Origin of the sequence: Streptomyces sp. NPDC050549 (assembly GCF_040655035.1) — a bacterium.
Taxonomy (GTDB): Bacteria; Actinomycetota; Actinomycetes; order Streptomycetales; family Streptomycetaceae; genus Streptomyces.
In genome coordinates this window covers 56,127-73,595 of the sequence record NZ_JBFAJD010000016.1, presented here as the reverse complement: position 1 = coordinate 73,595, position 17,469 = coordinate 56,127, and the positions used below count along the sequence as shown (strand labels likewise).

Sequence of the window (17,469 nt, the reverse complement as noted above, 5' to 3'; positions counted from 1 at the left end):
CGTCACTCGGCGGTCCGGCCGATCTGGACGTTCTCCAGGATTCCCGCCGCGTCGGGGACCAGGACGGCCATCGAGTAGTGCGCGGTGACGAGGTAGCGGATGATCGCGGCCGAGTCGATGCCCATGAACCGGACGTTCAGACCGGGCTGGTACTCCTCGGGGATACCGGTCTGGAACAGGCCGACGACACCCTGGTCGGCCTCCCCGGTGCGCAGCGCGATGATGCTGGTGGTGTGCTGCGGGGAGATCGGGATCTTGCTGCACGGGAAGAACGACACCCCGCGCCAGGCGGGGATCTCGTGCCCGTCGACGCTCGCCGTACCCGGCACCAGACCGCGCCGGTTGCACTGCCGGAAGAAGGCCGCGATCGCTTTGGGGTGGGCGAGGAACAGCTTGGTCTTGCGTCGCATGGTGAGCAGTTCGTCGAGGTCGTCCGGGGCCGGCGGACCGGTGAAGGTGCTGATGCGCTGGGTGTGGTCGACGCTGTGCAGCAGCCCGAACTCCCGGTTGTTGACCAGCTCCCACTCCTGCCGCTCGCGGATCTCCGCGGTGGTGAGCCGCAGTTGCTGCCGGGTCTGGTCCATCGGGTCGTTGTAGAGGTCGGCGACCCTGGTGTGCACGCGCAGCACGGTCTGCGTGAGGGACAACTCGTACTCGCGCGGGGCGAGTTCGTAGTCGACGAAGCCACCGGGCAGCGTCACCTTCGCCCACATGGCCGGCCTGTACCGGCACATCGGCCTCGCCCTTGCGGTTACCGGCAGCCGCTGCCGCTCGGCGTACGCCTCCAGATGGACGGCCAACGACGGTATGCGGTCGGTGAATTCGGATACGACGTCCCAGGGCAGGACGAGCAGCACTCCCGCGGTCTCGGCCCGCACGGAACTCAGCCACAGCGGGTCGGACTGCCCGATGGCCGCGTCCCCCATCTGGTCGCCGTCGGTGACGACTCCGAGGATTTCCTCCTCGTCGTAGGGTCCTGCGGCGTAGCGGGTGAAGCGGCCGTGGGCGACCAGGCAGGCCTCGGTGACGGGCTGCCCGGCCTCGAACAGGACCTGGCCCGGCCGCACTTCGCGGACCCGGAACCGGGTGGCGATCTCCTTCAGGACCTCCGTGTCGGAGTACCCGCGCAGCACGGGCAGTTCGGTGAGCGTCTCGGGGATGACCTTGACGTCGTCGGCGCCGTTCTGCTCGAACCGCACCCGGCCGCGGCCGACGCTGACCTGGAGCAGCCGGTTGACCCGGTAGGCGCCGCCCCTGACGTCCACCCAGGGCAGCATCTTCAGCAGCCAGCGCGAGGTGATGGCCTGCATCTGCGGTTCGGACTTGGTGGTCGTGACGAGTTGACGGGCCGCGACGGTACTGAGGCTGGTGAGCTGTCCGTTGCCGGGTGGTTCGGGGACGGAGTCGTCGGTGGCTGGTCCGTCGACGCTTTCCGGTGTGGACACATTCCCTCCCGGGAGGTGAACAGGGGTGAGCGCGTCGTCGGTTTACAAGCCAAACAGTCCTGCCCGGGACCGGTAACCGCGCGAATGGGGCGGCTTCACGTCCCGGAGGTCGTAAACCCGCCGATGGAGTCCGGGACGGCCAGGGACCTTGAACCTGCCCCGGCGCGCGGGGCGCGTGTCCGCCCTGCCCGTGCGAAACCCCCTGCCCGTGCGAAACCCCCTGTGCTCACTGCCCGCTGAGGTCGTTCACCAGCACCGCGGCCCCGTCGAAACGGCAGGCCTTCAGATCCGCCAGTGCGTCCCCGGCCCGCGACAGCGGATATGTGTGGGTGGTGGCGTGTACGCCGTACCGGGCCGCCAGGGACAGGAACTCCCGTGCGTCGGCACGGGTGTTGGAGGTGACGCTGCGCAACTCCCGTTCGTAGAAGAGCTCGTCCTCGTAGTGCAGTGGCGGTGTGTCGCTGAGGTGGATGCCCGCGACCGCGAGGACGCCGCCCCGGTCGAGGGCCCGCAGCGCCACCGGGACGAGGTCGCCGACCGGAGCGAACAGGATCGCGCTGTCCAACGGCTCCGGCGGCGCCTCGTAGGCGTCCCGCGCCGAGGCCGCCCCCAGCTCCAGCGCGAGCCGCTGTGCCGCCCTGCCCCGGGTCAGTACGTGCACGGTCGCCCCCTCGGCCAGCGCCACCTGCGCGCAGAGGTGGGCGCTGCCGCCGAAGCCGTAGAGACCGAGCCGTCCGCCGGGCGGCAGTGACGCGCGGCGCAGGGCGCGGAAGCCGATGATGCCCGCGCACAGCAGCGGTGCCAGGGCCACGTCGTCGAGGCCGGCGGGCAGGCGATGGGCGAACGCCGCCGGTACGGTCGTGTACTCGGCGTAGCCGCCGTCGGCGTCCCAGCCGGTGTACTCGGACCGGGGGCACAGGTTCTCCGCCCCGCGCAGGCAGTACACGCAGTCGCCGTCGGTCCGGCGCAACCACGCCACCCCCACCCGGTCACCGACCGCGAACCCGCGCACCGCCGCCCCGAGCCCGGCCACCGCACCCACGACCTCGTGCCCCGGAGTCACCCCCGGGCGACGCACCGGCAGATCGCCCTCGGTGACATGCAGATCGGTACGGCACACCCCGCACGCCCGCACATGCACCAGCAGTTCGTCGTCACCCGGCACCGGAACCGGCTTCTCCACGAACCGGAGGGAGCCCTTCTCGACCGGCCCCGGCTCGCCCACCGCCCACGCGCGCATCGTCGTCGTATCCGCCATGAGTCCAGTGTGTAACGGACCCCGTCGTTCGGCGCGCGCCCCGCTCCCCGGGTGACTAGCGTGAGAATCCGGACAACCCGACCAAGACACCCCGACCTACCGGAGAGGGCCGTAGCCATGGCCGTACAACCTGAGGGAACCCCCTGTTGGGCCGACGCGATGTTCGGCGACGTCGAGGGAGCCAAGAGTTTCTACGGCGAAGTTCTCGGCTGGACCTTCGGCGAGTCGTCGTCGGAGTACGGCAACTACACGCAGGCCTACGTCGACGGAAAGGCAGTGGCGGCCGTCGTACCGCCGATGTCCGGCCAGGAGGGACAGTCGCAGTGGTGCCTCTACCTCGCCTCACCGGACGCGGCGGCGACCGCGGCGAAGATCCGGGAGAACGGCGGCGAGGTGCTGATGGAGCCGATGCAGGTCGGCGAGTTCGGCACGATGTGCCTGGCCCGTGAGCCCAGCGGCGCCGTGTTCGGTGTCTGGCAGGGCGGCACCCACGAGGGCTTCGAGGCGTCGGGTGTACCCGGGGCCTACGCCTGGGCCGAGGTCTTCACCCGCGAGCCCGCGAAAGCGGACGGATTCTTCCCGGCGGTCTTCCCGTACTCGGCGAAGAGCATGGACGACGCCGGCGTCGACTACCGCGTCTACAACGTCGGCGAGAACGCGGTCATCGGACGGATGCGGATGGGTGACGAGTTCCCGCCCGAGATCCCGTCGTACGTCAACGTGTACTTCGCCGTGGACAACTGCGACGACGCCGTCGCCAAGGCCACGAAGCTCGGCGGGATCCTCCGCTTCGGCCCCATGGACAGCCCCTTCGGGCGGTTCGCGGCCCTCAGCGACCCGCAGGGTGCATCCTTCACGGTGATCGACATGACCACGACCCAGGGAGAGATGCCGCAGATGACGGACGTCTGACCGGGCGGGGGCGTTCGTCAGCGGCCGTCGGCCGTCCACCAGGCGGGGGCGCAGGCCACGGCCGCGTCGACCAAGTCGTCCTTGGTGACCGTCGGGTCCTTGAGCCATGCCCTGATGGCGCCCGCGAAGCCGTGGGCCAGGAACTGCGCGACGATTCGTTGACCGGCCTCGGGAAGTCCCGGGCGGTCGCCGTCGGCCATGAAGGACAGCATGTAGTCGCCGAAGTGGCGAACGAGCGCGTCGTACACACCGCTGTCCGCCGGATCCGTGAGGGCGTGCCGGTAGACCGGCAGATACCGCTCGACGTGGTGGGCGACCTCGGCGGTGGCCAGCCGGAGCAGTTCGGCGGCCGAGTGCCCACCCTGTGCGCGGGCCTCGGCCTCACGGCGGTGGCCGCGCTCCAGATCGGCCTGGAGCACCTGGATGAGCAGGTCCAGCGGGGAGCTGTAGCGGTTGCAGAACGTGGCGCGGGTGACCCCTGCCCGGTCGGCCAGTTCCGCCACGGAGATCCGGGAGACGGACCGCTGCGCGGCGAGGTCCACGACGGGCACCGCGATCCCACCCCAGGAGGCCGCCGACCGGCTGGCCGTCCGCGAACTGGTCGACGCCTACGCGCACTGCGCCGACCGACGGGACGCCAAGGGACAGACGGCCCTGTTCACCGAGGACACCCGCTTCCTGGTGTTCATGGACGCCACCGCGGCGGAGCCGACACAGGAGCTGCACGGCCGCGAGTCGCTGGCCCCGGTCTTCGGCAACCTCAACGTCTACCGGGCCACCACGCACTTCAACGGCCAGAGCACGATCACCCTGGACGGGGACCGGGCGAGCGGTGAGAGCTACTGCCTGGCCCACCATGTCTCGGTCGACGAGTCCGGGCAGCGCACGCTCATGATCGCGTCCATCCGCTGCCTCGACGAGTTCACCAAGCTGGACGGCGACTGGTACTTCGCCGAGCGCCGGCTGATGGTCGACTGGACCGAGACCCGTCCCTCGACGCCCTGACACCCGTGCGCGGTCACACCGCCTGTTCCCCTTCGTGGGCCATGCGGTGCGCCACCGCCAGTCCCCAGGGCACGCCGAGCGCGACGACGAGGCCCAGAAGCAGGGGAGCCGGACGCAGGGCGCCCAGGGCCACCCACACGACGGCCATGGCGACGCAGGGCCGGGCCGGCGGCCGGTAGAGGCCGATGTCCTCGTTCCAGACGCGCAGGGACGCGGCGAGCACCATCGTCGCGCAGAGCACGACGGCCGTGCCCCCGCAGAGCCCCCAGGCCGTGGCGGCCGGGGTCCGGCCGTCGTGGGCGTGCTCGACCAGGCCCACCATCGCGGCGCCCATGGCGGCCACCGCGGCCGTGAGCGGCAGGTGGATCATCATCCATTGCAGTGCGCTCGCCCGCGTGGGCCGCGGCAGCCGGTGTCCGGCGAAGTCGAAGTACGTCCACCAGCCGCCGGAGCCGACCACGACGGCGGCCAGCCCGACGGCGAGGGTGAGCGCGCCGGTCGGCTCGTGGGACAGTCCGTCGACCACGCCGGTCACGTTCTCGCCGAGCACGATGATGATGAGCAGCCCGAACCGCTCGGCGAGCGCGTCGGTCACGCTGAACCCGACCACCCGTTCCGGAATGGCCCTGCCGAGCACGAACACGAACCCCAGCAGATAGACGACGGCCAGCACACCCCACGTCGGCACCCGGGCATCCGCGGGCAGCGCGGCACCCGCCGCCAGGACGACCGAACAGAGCGCCGTTCCCGTCACGAACAGCACGCTGGGGCGCCGGAATTCGGGAGTGTCGCCGCGTGAGGCCGGCAGCCACAGCAGCGCCAGGACCGCGAACAGCACCCCCGCGTCCACGGCGAACGCGGCACCGCGTGCGTCGCCCGCCTCCGGGATGAACGCGCCCAGCGGCACGAGCACCAGGATCTGCAGCAGGAACACGCTCCGGCCGCGGGCGTCCTCGTGCCCGTGCAGTTCGTGGTGCAGGCTGCCGTTGAGCCAGGCGATCCACACCAGTGCGAACACCGCGGCGAACAGGCCGAGGCCGTGCCGGTCGAGCTCCCCGGCCAGATGATGGGCGGCCTGGGCGACGAGGACGACCACGACGAGGTCGTAGAAGAGTTCGAGCGGCCCGACCACCCGCTCGCGCGGCTGTTCCCCGTGGGGGCGCGGCGGCAGCCACAACAGGTGGCGCAGCCGGGCCCACTGCTCGTGTCGCGAGGTCGTGCGCGCGGCGTAGAGGGCCGGGCGGTCCGATTCCCGGACGGGGCGTGCGGCAGGGGCGCGGGGCGGCCGACGGCATCGGTGCCGGGCGTCCCGCCGGATCGGGGCGGCGCGGAGCATGTGGCACAGCCATGGCATGATCGGGCGCATGCGTGAACGTGTGGTGGCCGCCTGTGACGGGGCTTCGAAGGGAAATCCGGGGCCCGCGGCCTGGGCCTGGGTCGTGTCGGAGGACGAGGAGAGCCCGGCCCGCTGGGAGGCTGGACCGCTCGGCAGGGCCACCAACAACGTCGCCGAACTCACCGCGCTGGAGCGCCTGTTGACGGCGACCGCACCGGACGTACCGCTGGAGATCCGGATGGACTCGCAGTACGCCATGAAGGCGGTCACCACCTGGCTGCCCGGCTGGAAGCGCAACGGCTGGAAGACGTCCGGCGGCAAGCCGGTCGCCAACCAGGAACTGGTCGTCCGCATCGACGAACTGCTCGACGGCCGCTCGGTCGAGTTCCGCTACGTCCCCGCCCACCAGGTCGACGGCGATCCGCTGAACGACTTCGCCGACCGCGCCGCCAGTCAGGCTGCCGTCGTGCAGGAGCCCGCGGGCAGCGACCTCGGCTCCCCGGAGCCGCCGCCCTCGCCCGACACTCCGAAGAAGTCCGCCCGCCCGGCGGGTGCCAAGTCGGCCCGGAAGGGCGCGAGTTCGTCCCGCACCATCAAGGCGAAGTTCCCCGGCCGCTGCCTGTGCGGACGCTCCTACGCGGCGGGCGAGCCCATCAGCAAGAACGCCCAGGGCTGGGGCCATCCGGAGTGCCGTACCGAGAAAGTGGACTAGACAATTACGGCCCCTCCGCTTTAACGGTCGTGCGCCGCCCGGGAATTCGGCAGCGCAAAGGTCGGACTCATTGGCCGGACCGGTCTCGGCGCATATGGCCGCGCCGAGACCGTCCGAGGTCGCGATTACGCGATTGTCATATGCCGCGACGCGTTCATATCTCCAAACTCGCCTCAAGGCGCTTGAGGTTGTGCCTCGCCAGTGCCAGATTGCTGCGCTCCCGGTCCAGCGCGAGATACAGGAAGAGCGAGCCGCGCGCGCTCGCCAGCGGCCTGATCAGGTGGTACTGCTTCCCGAGAGTGATCAGGATGTCCTCGATCCTGTCATCCACGTTGATGGACTTCAGCGTGCGCTGCTTCGCCCGCACGACCTCGGTGTTCCCCGCCCCCGCGACCTCCAGGTCCAGATGCGGCCCGCCGCCCAACGCCCCCAGCGTCATGCCGCTCTCGTAGTCGACGAGGGACACCCCCAGGGCCCCGTCGATAGTCATCGCTTCCTTGAGTGTCGCCTCAATGTTCACGTGGTGCCTCGTTCCCCTCACGACCCGGCGAGACGCTGGATCTCGCCATGAAAACGGTCTCAATGTGAACCATGCGGGTTACAGACAACACCATCTTTGGTCGGAGTTGCGATAGTTGGCAAATAAAGTAGTCTGCTCGCCAGAGTGACTGAAGGGGGGGGCCTTTGCCATCGCTCGACGCAGCACTGGGCCGTGCCCTGACCGCGCCCGGTATCAGCGGAGCCATGCTGCTCGATGCCGTCACCGGCCTCTCCTATGCGGAGTCGGGTGATGTGAGCGGCAGTCAGGATTCCTGCGAAATAGCGGAGATCGCCCGCACCCGCCTCAACCGGGCCGGTGCGTCGGGGGAGTTGGAGAGCGTCGTCGTGACCACCTCCACCCGCCATCTCGTGACGCTCCAACTCGCGCGGCGGGGCGACCCCTTGCTGCTGTGCGCGACCGTCGACCGTGAGCGCACCAACCTCACCTGGGCGCTGCGCGAACTGCACCGGCACGCCGACGAGTTGCTGGCATGACGCAGTCCGGCACCGGGGAACCGCTCGCCGACTCCCGCAACGTTCCCGCGCTGTTGTCGGTCCTCCGGGACCGGGCGCGCTCCTGCACCGTGCACGTAACCGGCACCCCGGGCGGCTCGATCCATGTGCGCGACGGACTGGTGGTGGCCATGGAGACGCCCGGCGCCCCGGGCATCGAGGGCCTGCTGCTCAGATCGGGCCGGATCGGTGAGGAGGCGTGGTCGGCGGTCCGAGCCTGCGACACCACCCACGAACACCTCGCCGACGAACTCGTGGCGCGCGGGCTCGTCGGCGCCGGCGAACTCGAAGTCATCAGCCTGGGCGCCCTGTTCGACGCCGCCTTCGCGCTGTCCCTCGCCGTGCCCGACTCCTGGGAGGTGGCCGATCCCGTTCCGGCGCTCCACCGCAACGTCGGCGTCACCCCCGAGCGACTCCTCGGCGAGGTGGCCCGGCGGGTCAACCTCCTTGCCAGGGAGCCCGGTTCGGTCGCAGCCCTCGCCCGCACCCGCGTCCGGTCGGTGTCCGCCGCGGGCCTCCCCGGCACCGCCGCCGGGCTTCCCGTCCGGCACCAGGAGGTCCTGGCCCACGCGGACGGCCGCGGCACGGCGAGAGACATCGCCTTCGCCCTCGGCAGAGGTCTCTTCGCCGTCATGATGGACCTGCGACACCTGCTGGACCGCGGACTCGTCCAGCCGCACACGCCCTCGGCGGACAACAGGCCCAGCACGGCGGCCCGCGGCGTACCCGCCACGGCACCCTCAGCCGCACCCGGCTCCGCACCGCTCCCGCGCCGCCGGCCCGGCCGGAACTCCGCACCCGAGCCCCGGTCCCACGACTGAACGACCTACCCCGCCCTGCCCGTTCGCGCCGAGGCACCCCGCGGACGCACCGGACCCGACGTGACCCGATCCCTTCCCGCCTCGTTGTCCCACCGCCTGCACGCAACAGGAAGAAGACGCCATGAGCGACCCCGTGACCGACCTCCTCATCGCCCTGCGGGACAACGTAATGGGAGTCACCGAATCGACCCTGGCCACCAGCGACGGGCTCGTCGTGGCCAGCGACGCGAACAAGACCCACCCCGAGTCCATGGCCGCCCTCGCGGCGGCGGGCCTCGCACTCGGCCACCGCCTCGCCGACCACGGCGGAGCGGGCCACCTCCGTGAGATCACCGCACGGGGCAGCACGGGCCACGTCATCGTGACGGCCGTCGGAGACCGCGCGCTGCTCGCCGTGGTCGCCGACGACGGCCTCGACGAAGCGGCCTTCCGCCGCGAGATCCCGGCCCTCACGGCGGAACTGCGCCGCCATCTGGACAAGGACGTCTGATCGACAAGAACGTCTGCGCCGTCCCGGTCGTCTCATCGGTCCTGTGCGGGGTGACGGGAATTCCCTGTCGCCCCCTCCTGCTACTCTGCGGATCCACTTGACCACTTTGAGTAAAACCCAGGGGTGTGCGCGTGAAGGTCGCCTGTGTCGGAGGCGGGCCCGCCGGCCTGTATCTCTCGATCCTGCTGAAGCGGCAGGACCCGTCCCACGACATCACCGTCTACGAGCGCAACCCCGAGGGTTCGACCTACGGCTGGGGTGTCACGTACTGGCGCGGACTGCTCGACCAACTCCGGAAGTACGACCCGGAGTCGGCGCAGGCGGTCGACGAACACTCGGTGCGCTGGAGCGACGGCGTCGCCCGCGTCCGGGATCTGACGACCACCCAGCCCGGCGACGAGGGCCACGGCATCGGCCGCCACCGACTCCTCAAGATCCTCTCGGAACGGGCCAGATCCCTCGGCGTACGGCTGGAGTTCGAGCGCGAGGTGACGGCCGACGACCTCCCCGACGCGGATCTGATCGTGGCCGCCGACGGCGTCAACAGCGCGCTGCGCACCCGTCACGCCGACCACTTCGGCGCCGAACTCAAGCCCGGCCGCAACCAGTACATCTGGCTCGGCACCAGCAAGGTCTTCGGCTCCTTCACCTTCGCCTTCGTGGAGACCGACCACGGCTGGATCTGGTGCTACGGCTACGCGTTCGGGCCCGAGGGCAGCACCTGCGTCATCGAGTGCGCCCCCGAGACCTGGACCGGCCTCGGCCTAGACACCGCCGCAGAGGCCGACGGACTCGCCCTCCTGGAGAAGCTCTTCGCCGACCTCCTCGACGGCCACTCCCTGATCGGCCGCGCCTCCGCCGACGGCAGCGCCCAGTGGCTCAACTTCCGTACCCTCACCAACCGCACCTGGCACCGGGGCAACCTCGTCCTGCTCGGCGACGCCGCCCACACCACCCACTACTCGATCGGCGCCGGCACCACCCTCGCCCTGGAGGACGCCATCGCGCTCGCCGACGCCCTGCGCGACCACACCGAACTGCCGCAGGCCCTCGCCGCCTACGAACAGCGCCGTAAATCCGCCCTGTTGTCCATCCAGAGCGCGGCCCGATACAGCGCCCAGTGGTACGAGAACCTCCAGCGCTACATCCACCTGCCCCCGCACCGCATGTTCGCCCTGCTCGGCCAGCGCCACTCGCCGCTGCTGCCGTACGTCCCGCCGCAGGTCTACTACGGCCTCGACAGGGCGGCCGGACGGCTGGAGGCGCTGCGCCGGTTCAAGCGCTGGCTCGGCCCCAGGCTGGCGCGGACCGTCCACGCGCGGGCGCTCGCCTCCCGCAAGTAGGGCGCCCGGCCTCCCGAGAGCATTGGGTGAATGGCTATTCACTGGATAAGGTGAATAGCCATTCACCTTCTTTTACGTGTCCGCTGGAGGGCCCATGGGCCAGCCCGTACCGATACCCGACCCGCCCGGCACCACCGGGCGGACCCCCTTGCGGGACCGGCTCACCGTTCCGGTGCTGGCCTTCGGCGGGATCCTGATGGCGGTCATGCAGACCGTGGTCGTCCCCCTGCTGCCGTCCCTGCCCCGGCTCACCGGCTCCTCAGCGGGCGCCGTCTCCTGGATGGTCACGGCGACCCTGCTCTCCGGCGCCGTCCTCACCCCCGTACTCGGCCGGGCCGGCGACATGTACGGCAAGCGGCGGGTCCTGACGGGCGCCCTGAGCCTGATGACCGTCGGCTCGGTAATGTGCGCCCTGTCCTCCGACATCCGCGTGCTCATCACGGCCCGCGCCCTCCAGGGCGCCGCCTCCGCCGTCGTACCCCTGTCGATCAGCATCCTGCGCGACGAACTGCCCCCGGAACGCAGGGGCGGCGCGGTGGCGCTGATGAGTTCCACCGTCGGTATCGGTGCCGCGCTCGGACTGCCCCTGGCGGCACTGATCGTCCAGTACTCCAACTGGCACGTCATGTTCTGGGCGACCGGCGCCCTCGGCGCGATCGGTGTGTCGGCGATCTGGTGGGCGGTGCGCGAGTCGCCCGTCCGCGAACCCGGCCGCTTCGACGTGCTCGGCGCGCTCGGACTCGCCGTCGGGCTGGTGTGCCTGCTCCTCGGCGTGTCCCAGGGCGGCCAGTGGGGATGGGGCAGCCCACGGATCCTGGCGCTGTTCCTCGGCGCGGTCGTCGTGCTCGCCCTGTGGTGGTGGCAGCAGCTGCGCACCGAACTCCCGCTGGTGGACCTGCGGTTGGTGTCGCGGCCCCGGGTGGGCCTGTCCCATGTGGCGGCCCTGCTGACCGGCTTCGCGTTCTACGCCAACTCCCTGGTCACCGCCCAGCTGGTACAGGCGCCCGAGGCCACCGGGTACGGGCTCGGACTGTCGATCGTCGAGACCGGCCTGTGCCTGCTGCCCGGCGGCATCACCATGCTGCTGCTGTCACCCGTCTCGGCCCGGATCTCGGCGGCCCGCGGCCCGCGGATCACGCTCGCCCTCGGGGCCGCGATCATCGCGCTCGGCTATGTGGTGCGCATCGCCGACAGCCACGACCTGTGGACGATCATCCTCGGCGCGACCGTCGTGGCCACCGGCACCACCTTCGCCTACTCGGCGCTGCCCACCCTCATCCTGCGCGCCGTCCCGGCCGGCCAGACCGCGTCCGCCAACGGCGTCAACGTCCTGATGCGCACCATCGGCCAGGCCACCTCCAGCGCCGTGGTGGCCGCCGTACTGGTGCACCACATCAGCTCGGTCGGCGGACGCCCGCTGCCCACACTGCACGGCTACCTCATGGCCTTCGCCATCGCAGGAGTGGTCGCCCTGGTCGCCTGCGCGACGGCGCTCACCATCCCCGGCGACGCCACGTCCGACAAGGCCGCGGGCACGGACGGCCGTACCCGGGGCGCGCGGGACGAGGCGCTGGAGGGAGCATGAGGGCCGTGAGCACCCCACCCACCGCTTCCCCGTCCCCGCCCGCACGCCGGGACGCCGAGGTGACCAAGGCGGCCATCCTCAGGGCGGCCCGCTACCTCCTCGCCCGGAACGCGCACGCCGACATCACCCTCAAGGCCGTGGCCGAACGCGCCGGTGTCAGCGCCCCGTTGATCCTCAAGTACTTCGGCAACAAGGAAGCCCTCTTCGCCCGCGTGATGTCCTTCGAGTCGGACGCGGAGGCACTGCTGGACTCCCCGCTCGACGGGCTCGGCCGCCACATGGTCCGGCACGTCCTGGTCAGCCAGCGCGAGCGGGGCGCCGACCCGCTGCTGCGCATCGCGTTCGCGCCCCTGCAGGGCGACCACGGCGACATCCTGCGCGTCAACTTCCGCGCCCAGGTGGTCGACCGTCTCGCCGAACGGCTCCCCGGCCCCGACGCCGCCCTGCGCGCCGAACTCGCCGTCTCCACCCTCCTCGGCCTCGGCGTCATGTACGGCATCGCACGCGGCACCCGGCTGCGCGAGACTCCGACGGACACCATCGTGGACCGGTACGGGCCCACGGTGCAGGCCCACTTGGAGTCCTAGGCGTATGGGCGTGCCCTTCGGTACTGCCGGACCAGGACCCGCAGCGTGGCGAACGCCGACGACCCCGTGTCGTGCAGCAGGACCCTGCCCCCTGCACGGCGTACCGCGCCGAGCCGCAGTTCCTGTACGGCGATCAAGGCGTCGAGGAACGGCCGGTGTTCCGCCGCGACGGGCGCGGGCAGCCCACGGCAGCCTGCGAGCGTGGTCCCGGCGAGGTCGGCCTGTGCCCGGACCACTCGGTCCAGCGCGGGCACGCACGCTTCCGGCCTGCTGCGCAGATCGTCGAACTTCAGCCCGTGCCGGGCGAGTTCGTCCCGCGGGATGCCGATGCGGTCGTTCTCGGCGTCCTCGCGTAGGTCGGCGAGGAAGTCGCTGCGCTGCCAGCCCTCGATCAGGTCCCGGCACCCCTGGACGTACGACTCGTACGCGTCGGGGGCGGCCGGCGCGAGCAGGCACGCGGTCGGCATCAGGCCGGGCAGCGAGTAACTGTCCACGTACGCCTGGAAGTCGGCCTCCGTCTCGAAGCCGGTCCAGCTCGCCTCGACGGGAGCGCCGTCGAGGAAGGCCCGCACCCGGGCCGCCATGTGCGGATGACGGCGAGCGGTGTCCCGGAGTGCCAACAGAGCGTCCTGCTCGGGTGGTTCGCCGCTCTCCAGGGCCGTCGTGCTCTCGGCGTCCCAGGCGGCGAGGGCCGCCGCACGCGGGTCCACATCACCGGTGTCGATCAGTTCGTCGGTCGTGTGCATGTAGGCCTCCGCGACGACCGGCGGATGCAGCTCCGCAGGCAGCAACAGCCTCACCGCCACGTACTCGTGCGGCGCGTACCTGCGGACGATCCCACGCCGGACGTCGTAGGCGCGCCGCAGTCGCGGGTCGGTGATGCCTGTCTTCGTCAGCGCGGTCGGCCAACCGGTCGCAACTCTCCCTGTGTCGAGATCCTCGACACAGCCTAGTCAGTGCTAGCCGAACAGCCTGTCCAGGAAGGCGTTCCCGAACACCCCGTGCGGGTCGAGCCGGTCGAAGGTTCCCGCCGCCTGCCCCCACACCGACTCCCCGAACGAACCCGGGATCGCCGTCCCGAGCACCTCCTCGTCGCTCCACGCGGACTGCTCGGTGTACGCCCAGCCCTTGGACCACTCGACCCGGGTGCCGTCGTACGAGCGGAACAGGAACTGCTCCAACTCCCGCAGGAACTCCTCCGCGTACGGCGTGCCCGGCAGTGTCAGCACGTCCAGCCAGACGGCCGTGTCCCACTCGGGGTGCTCGGCGCTCGGCCGCAGCGCGGACAGCAACGGGGCACGGGCATCGGTGTGTTCGGCGTCGGCGGGGTGGTCGAGGCCGGTGACCCGGATCTCGACGGTGCCGTTGACGGGGAACCGGCCGAGCGCGGCGTACGCGGCGAGCCGCTCCCGGTAGAACTCGGTGAACTCGTGCACCACACGCTGTACTTGGGCCCGACCGGTGAGCACCGCGTAGCCGTTTGCGGTCTCCCGCAGCGTCGTCGGCCTGACATAGAGCAGTGTGTTCTTCGACGGCCCCCAGATGTCCGCCGACAGCGTCGCCGTCAACCCCAGAGCCGCCACGTCGAGTTGGGCGCTGCCGAGCACCGGCGCCAGATACCACGCACCGTCGGACAGGATCCGCCCGACCAGATCCGCGACCAGTGTCGGCACGTTGTCGGAGAACGGATAGTTGTACGGCGACGAGACGCGCCGCGAGGTCAGCGGCCGGGTCGGCGCGACGCTCCACACCTTCAGCCACGGGAACTCGGTGAACGCGAACCAGATCGCCTCGGCCCGCCCGGCCTCGTCCAGGAAACTCGCGAAGGTACGCCCGCCGGACCCCGGCGCGGCGAACAGCTCGGTGGCCGGGATGTCCGTACGGCTCAGACAGCGCAGATTGGCGTTCGCCCCCACCCGCAGCACGACCTCGGTGACCAGCGAACGCCCCAGATGGGTGAGCAGCGCCGCGCAGTCCGCCTCGTCGCGGGTGCAGGTCCGCAGGACGTACGCGCCGGTGTCCGAGTCCCACACCACCGCCGTCAGCGACAGCACCAGATTGCTGAGCGACCCGAACGTGTGACCGGCCGTCCGCTCCTCGCCGTTCGCCGGTACGGCCGTGCCGTGCGCGTCGATGGCCAGGGCGCCGCCGAGCGTCAGATCGCCGGGCGCGGGAGAGGCGGTCAGGCCGAGGCCGTGCCCCTCCAGATAGGTGAGCAGCGCCTCCAGGGTGACACCGGTGCCGGCCCGGACGGCCGAGGCGGAGTCCAGGGTCAGTCCGGTGAGGTGCGGGGCGGTGTCGACCAGCAGGACCGGCGCGTCCGACGCCGTACCGGACTCGATGGTGAGCGGTGACCAGCCGTGCGAGGAGCCGCGGGCCCGGACCCGCCAGCCGTGCTGCCAGGCCCAGTTGACGACGGACACCACCTGCTGGGCGTCGGTCGGCGCGCACGCCCACAGCCCGTCGGCGGTGATCTCGCCGACCCAGTTGCGGTACGCCGAGCGGTAGAGATCGACCTCGGACGGGAAGTCGGGCAGCTCGGCCGCGGCTACGGCCGGATCGGCCGTCAGGAGGACGGGTACGGCGGCCAGGGCCGCGGCGGAGAGGAGGAAGCCCCGACGGGTCCAGGCAGCGGAACTGTCGTTCCCTTTCCGGAGGTTGTTCGCCACATGATCGGTCACGCGCACACGCTAGGTGGGAGTTGACACGAGTAGGCAGCTTGTCGAACCGGTTCACCCATGTGAGTGAAAGTTTCACAGGTCGCGGCCAGGAGGAGCCCGTTCCGCGCATGGCGGTGTCGGATGACAGACTGGCGGCATGGACGAACGTGTAATCGGCAGGTCGCAGCAGCAGGCATCCGTCGTCGGTCTCGGCACCTGGCAGCTGGGCGCCGACTGGGGAGACGTCGACGACAAGGAAGCCCTCGCCGTGCTGGAGGCGGCGGCGGAGTCGGGGGTGACCTTCTTCGACACGGCCGACGTGTACGGCGACGGCCGCAGCGAGCAGACCATCGCCGCCTTCCTGAGCGGCCGGCCCGATCTGCATGTCCTGGTCGCGACGAAGATGGGCCGCCGCGTCGACCAGATCCCCGAGAACTACGTCCTGGACAACTTCCGCGCGTGGAACGACCGTTCGCGCCGCAACCTCGGGGTCGACCGCATCGACCTGGTGCAGCTGCACTGCCCGCCGACACAGGTCTACTCCTCGGACGAGGTGTTCGACGCCCTCGACACCCTGGTCGCGGAGGAGCGCATCGCCCGGTACGGCGTCAGCGTCGAGACCTGCGAGGAAGCCCTCACCGCGATCGCCCGGCCGAACGTGACCAGCGTGCAGATCATCCTCAACGCGTTCCGCATGAAGCCCCTGCTCCAGGTGCTCCCGGCCGCCCAGGAGGCGGGCGTCGGCATCATCGCGCGCGTGCCCCTCGCCTCCGGCCTGCTGTCCGGCAAGTACACCAAGGACACGGTCTTCCCGGAGAACGACCACCGCACCTACAACCGCCACGGCGAGGCCTTCGACCAGGGCGAGACCTTCTCCGGCGTCGACTACACGACGGGCGTCGAGGCCGCCGCCGAGTTCTCCGCCCTCGCCCCCGAGGGATACACCCCGGCCCAGCTCGCCCTGCGCTGGATCATCGACCAGCCCGGTGTCACCACGGTGATCCCGGGCGCCCGCTCACCCGAACAGGCCCGCGCCAACGCGGCGGCGGCCGGGCTGCCCGCCCTGTCCCAGGACACGCTCACCGCGATCCGCGACCTCTACGACCGCCGGATCAAGGCCCAGGTGGAGGGCCGCTGGTAGCTTCCGGCGCTGTTTGAACGGGCGGCGGTCCGGTTACACGGACCGCATGACCCAGGAAGACCAGCGGACGGGACGCGACGAGTCCGACGAGGAGCGCGCGGACCGGATGTGGGGCGAGCTCATCCAGGAGGTCCGGGTCGCGCAGACCGGCGTACAGATCCTCTTCGGGTTCCTCCTCACCGTCGTCTTCACCCCGAAGTACGACCAGCTGGAGCACACGAACCAGGTCCTCTACGTCGTGACCGTCGTCCTCGGCGCCACCGCCACCGGAGCGCTGATCGGGCCGGTCTCCCTGCACCGCCTGGTCTCCGGCCGGAGTGTGAAACCCCGGGCGGTGCGCTGGGCCTCCAGGCTGACCTTCGTCGGTCTCGTCCTGCTGCTGGCCACGATGACCGCCGCGCTGCTGCTCGTTCTCCGGGTCGCTACCCACGACGCATACGTGCCCTGGCTGGTCGCCGGTGTGGTCACCTGGTATCTGCTGTGCTGGTTCGTACTGCCACTGTGGGCGAGACAGCGCGATACGGGTCCACCGAGTCGATGACCCCGAGCCGCGTCAGCTGCCGGTCGTGGACCCGGCTGAGCAGCAGCACCGAGAGCATGGCGCCGATCAGCGCGCAGAACATGTCCCACTGCGTGTCCCACACATCCCCCTGCGTGGCCAGGAAGGCGTCCGCGCTGTGCCCGCCGATCACGGCCGCCGCCCACTCGAACAGCTCGAAGAGGGCGCTGAAGGCGAGGCACGCGCACACGGTGAGCGGCGCCAGCCAGCGGCTGCCGCGCAGCGGCGAGGTGCGGGTGAGCACTTCCCGCACCAGGACCGCCGGTACGAAACCCTGCATGAGGTGGCCGAAACGGTCGTAGGGATTCCGGCTGAGCCCGAACGTGTCGCGGACCCAGTCGCCGACCGGCACCTGCGCGTAGGTGTAGTGGCCGCCCACGGCGAGGACCAGCGCGTGCGCGGCGAGCAGGCAGCACAGGAGGCCGGTGAGGGGAAAGCGCCGCCAGGTCAGGACGATCGCCGGCAGTCCGACGAAGACCCACACGGTCTCCAGGAACCAGGTCGTGCGGTCGTGCGGATGCCAGGCGGAGAGGGCCATGCCTACGATCACCAGCGCGACCAT

19 protein-coding genes are annotated in these 17,469 nt (G+C 70.8%); 11 read left to right on the top strand and 8 right to left on the bottom strand.

Going from position 1 to position 17,469, the window contains the following annotated elements; all coding sequences use genetic code 11:
* Nucleotides 1–2: 2 nt before the first annotated feature.
* The gene (locus AB0I51_RS23650) at nucleotides 3–1,445 is read right to left on the bottom strand and encodes a family 2B encapsulin nanocompartment shell protein (RefSeq protein ID WP_362978127.1); all 1,443 of its coding nucleotides are present in this window, start codon (nucleotides 1,443–1,445) and stop codon (nucleotides 3–5) included.
* Nucleotides 1,446–1,671: 226 nt separating this feature from the next.
* The gene (locus AB0I51_RS23645) at nucleotides 1,672–2,685 is read right to left on the bottom strand and encodes a zinc-binding alcohol dehydrogenase family protein (RefSeq protein ID WP_362978344.1); all 1,014 of its coding nucleotides are present in this window, start codon (nucleotides 2,683–2,685) and stop codon (nucleotides 1,672–1,674) included.
* A 135-nt stretch (nucleotides 2,686–2,820) separates the two neighbouring features.
* On the opposite strand from AB0I51_RS23645, the gene AB0I51_RS23640 reads away from it, so the two are divergent.
* Nucleotides 2,821–3,615 (top strand): VOC family protein, encoded by a 795-nt coding sequence (locus AB0I51_RS23640; RefSeq protein WP_362978125.1) that lies wholly within the window; start codon nucleotides 2,821–2,823, stop codon nucleotides 3,613–3,615.
* A gap of 17 nt (nucleotides 3,616–3,632) precedes the next feature.
* On the opposite strand, the gene AB0I51_RS23635 is transcribed toward AB0I51_RS23640, so the two are convergent.
* Nucleotides 3,633–4,118 (bottom strand): TetR-like C-terminal domain-containing protein, encoded by a 486-nt coding sequence (locus AB0I51_RS23635; protein ID WP_362978123.1) that lies wholly within the window; start codon nucleotides 4,116–4,118, stop codon nucleotides 3,633–3,635.
* Between AB0I51_RS23635 and AB0I51_RS23630 the strand changes: the two genes are divergently transcribed.
* Nucleotides 4,087–4,620, top strand: a complete 534-nt coding sequence (locus tag AB0I51_RS23630; RefSeq protein WP_362978121.1) for a nuclear transport factor 2 family protein — start codon at nucleotides 4,087–4,089, stop codon at nucleotides 4,618–4,620. The two genes, AB0I51_RS23635 and AB0I51_RS23630, sit on opposite strands and share 32 nt — an antisense overlap.
* A gap of 13 nt (nucleotides 4,621–4,633) precedes the next feature.
* Here AB0I51_RS23630 and AB0I51_RS23625 read toward each other — a convergent pair whose 3' ends face one another.
* On the bottom strand, nucleotides 4,634–5,986 hold the full coding sequence (locus tag AB0I51_RS23625) for a low temperature requirement protein A (RefSeq protein WP_362978119.1): 1,353 nt from the start codon (nucleotides 5,984–5,986) through the stop codon (nucleotides 4,634–4,636).
* On the opposite strand from AB0I51_RS23625, the gene AB0I51_RS23620 reads away from it, so the two are divergent.
* Nucleotides 5,973–6,668, top strand: coding sequence for a ribonuclease H (locus AB0I51_RS23620; protein ID WP_362978117.1), 696 nt, complete (start codon nucleotides 5,973–5,975; stop codon nucleotides 6,666–6,668). The two genes, AB0I51_RS23625 and AB0I51_RS23620, sit on opposite strands and share 14 nt — an antisense overlap.
* A 154-nt stretch (nucleotides 6,669–6,822) precedes the next feature.
* Here AB0I51_RS23620 and AB0I51_RS23615 read toward each other — a convergent pair whose 3' ends face one another.
* On the bottom strand, nucleotides 6,823–7,188 hold the full coding sequence (locus AB0I51_RS23615) for a hypothetical protein (protein ID WP_362978115.1): 366 nt from the start codon (nucleotides 7,186–7,188) through the stop codon (nucleotides 6,823–6,825).
* A gap of 164 nt (nucleotides 7,189–7,352) precedes the next feature.
* Between AB0I51_RS23615 and AB0I51_RS23610 the strand changes: the two genes are divergently transcribed.
* The 6 genes from AB0I51_RS23610 (at nucleotide 7,353) to AB0I51_RS23585 (ending at nucleotide 12,547) form a co-directional block, all read left to right on the top strand.
* On the top strand, nucleotides 7,353–7,703 hold the full coding sequence (locus AB0I51_RS23610; protein WP_362978113.1) for a hypothetical protein: 351 nt from the start codon (nucleotides 7,353–7,355) through the stop codon (nucleotides 7,701–7,703).
* Entirely contained in the window at nucleotides 7,700–8,542 is an 843-nt protein-coding gene (locus AB0I51_RS23605) for a hypothetical protein (RefSeq protein WP_362978111.1), read from the top strand. Before AB0I51_RS23610 ends, AB0I51_RS23605 begins: the two co-directional genes overlap by 4 nt.
* Before the next feature lie 121 nt (nucleotides 8,543–8,663).
* Nucleotides 8,664–9,032: a roadblock/LC7 domain-containing protein gene (locus tag AB0I51_RS23600; protein ID WP_262060447.1), complete on the top strand. Its 369-nt coding sequence runs from the start codon at nucleotides 8,664–8,666 to the stop codon at nucleotides 9,030–9,032.
* A 131-nt stretch (nucleotides 9,033–9,163) separates the two neighbouring features.
* Nucleotides 9,164–10,375 carry an FAD-dependent monooxygenase gene (locus tag AB0I51_RS23595; RefSeq protein WP_362978109.1) on the top strand — a complete coding sequence of 404 codons (1,212 nt, stop codon included), beginning with the start codon at nucleotides 9,164–9,166 and terminating at the stop codon, nucleotides 10,373–10,375.
* A gap of 94 nt (nucleotides 10,376–10,469) precedes the next feature.
* Complete coding sequence (locus tag AB0I51_RS23590; protein ID WP_362978107.1) at nucleotides 10,470–11,960, top strand: MFS transporter; 1,491 nt, start codon at nucleotides 10,470–10,472, stop codon at nucleotides 11,958–11,960.
* Nucleotides 11,957–12,547, top strand: a complete 591-nt coding sequence (locus AB0I51_RS23585; protein ID WP_362978105.1) for a TetR family transcriptional regulator — start codon at nucleotides 11,957–11,959, stop codon at nucleotides 12,545–12,547. Before AB0I51_RS23590 ends, AB0I51_RS23585 begins: the two co-directional genes overlap by 4 nt.
* On the opposite strand, the gene AB0I51_RS23580 is transcribed toward AB0I51_RS23585, so the two are convergent.
* Entirely contained in the window at nucleotides 12,544–13,413 is an 870-nt protein-coding gene (locus AB0I51_RS23580) for a squalene/phytoene synthase family protein (RefSeq protein WP_362978342.1), read from the bottom strand. The genes AB0I51_RS23585 and AB0I51_RS23580 overlap by 4 nt on opposite strands.
* Nucleotides 13,414–13,506: 93 nt before the next feature.
* Complete coding sequence (locus tag AB0I51_RS23575; RefSeq protein ID WP_362978103.1) at nucleotides 13,507–15,228, bottom strand: cholesterol oxidase substrate-binding domain-containing protein; 1,722 nt, start codon at nucleotides 15,226–15,228, stop codon at nucleotides 13,507–13,509.
* A gap of 136 nt (nucleotides 15,229–15,364) precedes the next feature.
* Here AB0I51_RS23575 and AB0I51_RS23570 point away from each other — a divergent pair, with 136 nt between their 5' ends.
* Together AB0I51_RS23570 and AB0I51_RS23565 are read left to right on the top strand one after the other, a co-directional pair.
* On the top strand, nucleotides 15,365–16,348 hold the full coding sequence (locus tag AB0I51_RS23570; protein WP_362978101.1) for an aldo/keto reductase: 984 nt from the start codon (nucleotides 15,365–15,367) through the stop codon (nucleotides 16,346–16,348).
* Nucleotides 16,349–16,394: 46 nt separating this feature from the next.
* A complete protein-coding gene (locus AB0I51_RS23565) occupies nucleotides 16,395–16,889 on the top strand; it encodes a DUF6328 family protein (RefSeq protein ID WP_362978099.1) in 495 nt (164 codons plus the stop codon).
* Here the strand turns inward: AB0I51_RS23565 and AB0I51_RS23560 are convergent.
* Nucleotides 16,813–17,469: a DUF2238 domain-containing protein gene (locus AB0I51_RS23560; RefSeq protein WP_362978340.1), complete on the bottom strand. Its 657-nt coding sequence runs from the start codon at nucleotides 17,467–17,469 to the stop codon at nucleotides 16,813–16,815. The two genes, AB0I51_RS23565 and AB0I51_RS23560, sit on opposite strands and share 77 nt — an antisense overlap.

What these genes read in the sequence shown, in the direction of transcription:
- AB0I51_RS23640 (WP_362978125.1), top strand. Translation starts at nt 2,821, where the DNA reads ATGGCCGTACAACCTGAGGGAACCCCCTGTTGGGCCGACGCGATGTTC.
- AB0I51_RS23645 (WP_362978344.1), bottom strand. Translation starts at nt 2,685, where the DNA reads ATGCGCGCGTGGGCGGTGGGCGAGCCGGGGCCGGTCGAGAAGGGCTCC.
- AB0I51_RS23560 (WP_362978340.1), bottom strand. Translation starts at nt 17,469, where the DNA reads ATGGTCGCGCTGGTGATCGTAGGCATGGCCCTCTCCGCCTGGCATCCG.
- AB0I51_RS23620 (WP_362978117.1), top strand. Translation starts at nt 5,973, where the DNA reads ATGATCGGGCGCATGCGTGAACGTGTGGTGGCCGCCTGTGACGGGGCT.
- AB0I51_RS23600 (WP_262060447.1), top strand. Translation starts at nt 8,664, where the DNA reads ATGAGCGACCCCGTGACCGACCTCCTCATCGCCCTGCGGGACAACGTA.
- AB0I51_RS23565 (WP_362978099.1), top strand. Translation starts at nt 16,395, where the DNA reads ATGACCCAGGAAGACCAGCGGACGGGACGCGACGAGTCCGACGAGGAG.
- AB0I51_RS23570 (WP_362978101.1), top strand. Translation starts at nt 15,365, where the DNA reads ATGGACGAACGTGTAATCGGCAGGTCGCAGCAGCAGGCATCCGTCGTC.
- AB0I51_RS23625 (WP_362978119.1), bottom strand. Translation starts at nt 5,986, where the DNA reads ATGCGCCCGATCATGCCATGGCTGTGCCACATGCTCCGCGCCGCCCCG.
- AB0I51_RS23605 (WP_362978111.1), top strand. Translation starts at nt 7,700, where the DNA reads ATGACGCAGTCCGGCACCGGGGAACCGCTCGCCGACTCCCGCAACGTT.
- AB0I51_RS23590 (WP_362978107.1), top strand. Translation starts at nt 10,470, where the DNA reads ATGGGCCAGCCCGTACCGATACCCGACCCGCCCGGCACCACCGGGCGG.
- AB0I51_RS23585 (WP_362978105.1), top strand. Translation starts at nt 11,957, where the DNA reads ATGAGGGCCGTGAGCACCCCACCCACCGCTTCCCCGTCCCCGCCCGCA.